The following is a 2434-nucleotide window of genomic DNA, read 5'->3' as shown; positions in this document are numbered from 1 at the left end:
TCCATCAATAGAACGGCAATGGTTACCAACGAAAGTAGCTCAATACTTTATCTCACATTTGAAAGTGATACACAGAATTTCGGAAATGTTGAATTTAAGCCGTTGATCATATATTAGAGCCTTTTTTCCATTAAGGTTCGTAACAATAAACGGCCATTTAGCAAAAGTATTTCACTTTTTTAATTGTCGTCAAATGCGAAACATCATATATTTATCACTGGAGATATGCCCTTTAAAAATTATTTTTTCCTCAATATCGCCCCCCGCAAAAGAAAAGGGGTGTATTGAGGGGAAAATAATTGTCCGTAAAAATCAGACAGGGCACACTTGCCTTGGTAGATTTGGAACTATACACCCTTGTTGTTCCTTGTAAATAACAGCGCGTAGGCAAAGATAAAGGCTTAGGGCGTTCTTTCTACTCCCTAGGCTTTTATAAGCGGTCCTGAGGAGGTTGGAAAATCCAGAGGTTTTACAACTTCCGCAAGGACTGGATTTGTTTTACGGAATCATCCAACAGGGGATTCCTTTACAAATTCTTTTTCTTTTTTTGTTTTAAGCCTTTCAAAATCCTCAGGGGCCATATCCAATTGTAATCTGGACTTCCCAAAATTGCTCTTTACCAATTGTACCTTGTTCAAAAGGGCAATAAATTCTTCCCTATTCTGCCTTAGGTCGCACTTAAGATTGGTATTTTCTTTTTCTACCCTAATGGCCTCCTCCACCTTTTTAAAGAACATATCCCTTTCAGGATCGGATTTACGACCTTCCATTAGCAAAGGAACTTGCCTACTCTTTTTGTGGGGCGAGTTTTCAAACAAAAGCTCCATCATGGTCTTGGTCGGAAGTACCCCATTCTTTTCCATATTCTTCATTATGGCGACCATAGCATTGAACCGTTTCTTGATCAAATTCGAAATGGTCCGTACATTGGGACCAAAAGACTCCTTTGGAGAAATCTCGTTATAGATAAAGAAATCCAACATCGTTTGCAGCGCCTCCGTATGGGTCTTGAAAGACCGCCTCGAAAACGTCTGGAACTTTTGTGCCGTATCCTTCTTGAACCGTATGTTGCTAAAGGTCTTCAAAACTATTTTTTAGATTTAAGATTTGCCGCAAATTTTTCAATGTTTATTGGGGTTTTGGAGCGGTTTGCCGCAAAACACCTTATATCAAACTAATGATTAATTATCTTATTCAATGTAAGTAATTGGTTATCAATTATTTACCACTACACTAAACTTTACAACGTCGCAACGCGCGTTGTCCTCTTGCTATTCAACTTTCTTCATTTTTTTCCATTCCGGAATACCCTTGCAGGAACCTTAACATTCAGCCTCTGGAATTTCTTTTTCTTTCACAAGCTATTTCTGCGACTCTGCCCGACTTACTTTAACAGGTTTAACATCCTTATGAACCTATCCGAGATCTTTGTACCATACCGGTCCCCAATCTGGTGAAGACTCAAATTGTTCGCGATATGTGTTTTTGTCCCAAGGTTTTCAAAGTTCCGCTAGAATTTGATCAGGATCTGAAGCGAGCAAGCCTTTTTTAAGCGATATGATCTACACATTTTGAAATTCGGGATATTGGTTCCGATACCTTTAAAAATGCCCTAAGAAACTCTTATTTGCAGCGTCCACTTTGAAATCAAGATCAGCATAGGCAACCTATTCTTTGCCTACTTAAAAAATCTTTTTTTAAAAGCTCTGGAGCGCGTAGCGGTTTTGGCCCTGTTTGCTTTTCTATACATTGATCTGACCATCCCTTTTCCATATTACTCATTCCAATATTAGATTTCAATTTTCTCTCTCTCTCTGTTTAGAGCTAAATTGTTTTTTATCTTTTTTTATTACTTGTTTATTATGTTGGACACTTTTGTCCATTCCGCCCGGTCAATAATGTCAACGCTCCCATGCTAATAATGTCATGTCCGGGTCGCCAGTGTCATATTCAAAATACAACATACTTCTCAGGTAGCGCTTTCTTCCATTAAAGGAGGTTTCCTCTATCCAGCCCAAGGACTTTAACTGGGAAATGTACCTGCTGACCTGTCGTTCGGAAATATGAAGAAGGGAAGCAATGTACTTATTGGACATGTAGCATTCCATACCGTTTTGGGTAAAGCTGTGTATCTCCAAAAACAAGATTTTGGCGTACCAGTTCAGGATCAATCTCAAAAGTTGGGTCTAAAGAGAAAAATAATTTTCTTTGTGCTTTAAATTACATTGATGAATAAAGGCACTGAGTTATCCTTGTTAAGTTTAATATTACCAGAAGGAATATTAGAGTATTTTGATATTGTTGGATTCGATAAGAAGCCTATAAAGCATGTTTTATATGAGAACCGTCTAACGATATATTTGGAGGAGAAAAAACAAATACCATCCAAGTACAAGGATTGCAAGTATAAAGCCAGTGGCTTCATGGAGCCTCG

The 2434-nt window shown here is 38.1% G+C and carries 2 protein-coding genes and 1 pseudogene; 1 reads left to right on the top strand and 2 read right to left on the bottom strand.

What is annotated here, in order from left to right; genetic code table 11:
- Positions 1 to 506: 506 nt before the first annotated feature.
- Complete coding sequence (locus tag C7972_RS23050) at positions 507 to 1085, bottom strand: BfmA/BtgA family mobilization protein (RefSeq protein ID WP_258364932.1); 579 nt, start codon at positions 1083 to 1085, stop codon at positions 507 to 509.
- A gap of 816 nt (positions 1086 to 1901) precedes the next feature.
- Positions 1902 to 2171: a helix-turn-helix domain-containing protein gene (locus C7972_RS23045; RefSeq protein WP_258364934.1), complete on the bottom strand. Its 270-nt coding sequence runs from the start codon at positions 2169 to 2171 to the stop codon at positions 1902 to 1904.
- Between the two features lie 57 nt (positions 2172 to 2228).
- Here C7972_RS23045 and C7972_RS24115 point away from each other — a divergent pair.
- Positions 2229 to 2434: pseudogene (locus tag C7972_RS24115) on the top strand (hypothetical protein); the annotation flags it as partial.

Origin of the sequence: Arenibacter sp. ARW7G5Y1, from assembly GCF_003201775.1 — a bacterium.
Taxonomy (GTDB): Bacteria; Bacteroidota; Bacteroidia; order Flavobacteriales; family Flavobacteriaceae; genus Arenibacter.
Note: the sequence above shows the minus strand (reverse complement) of the source record. Positions and strands in the feature narration are given on the sequence as shown.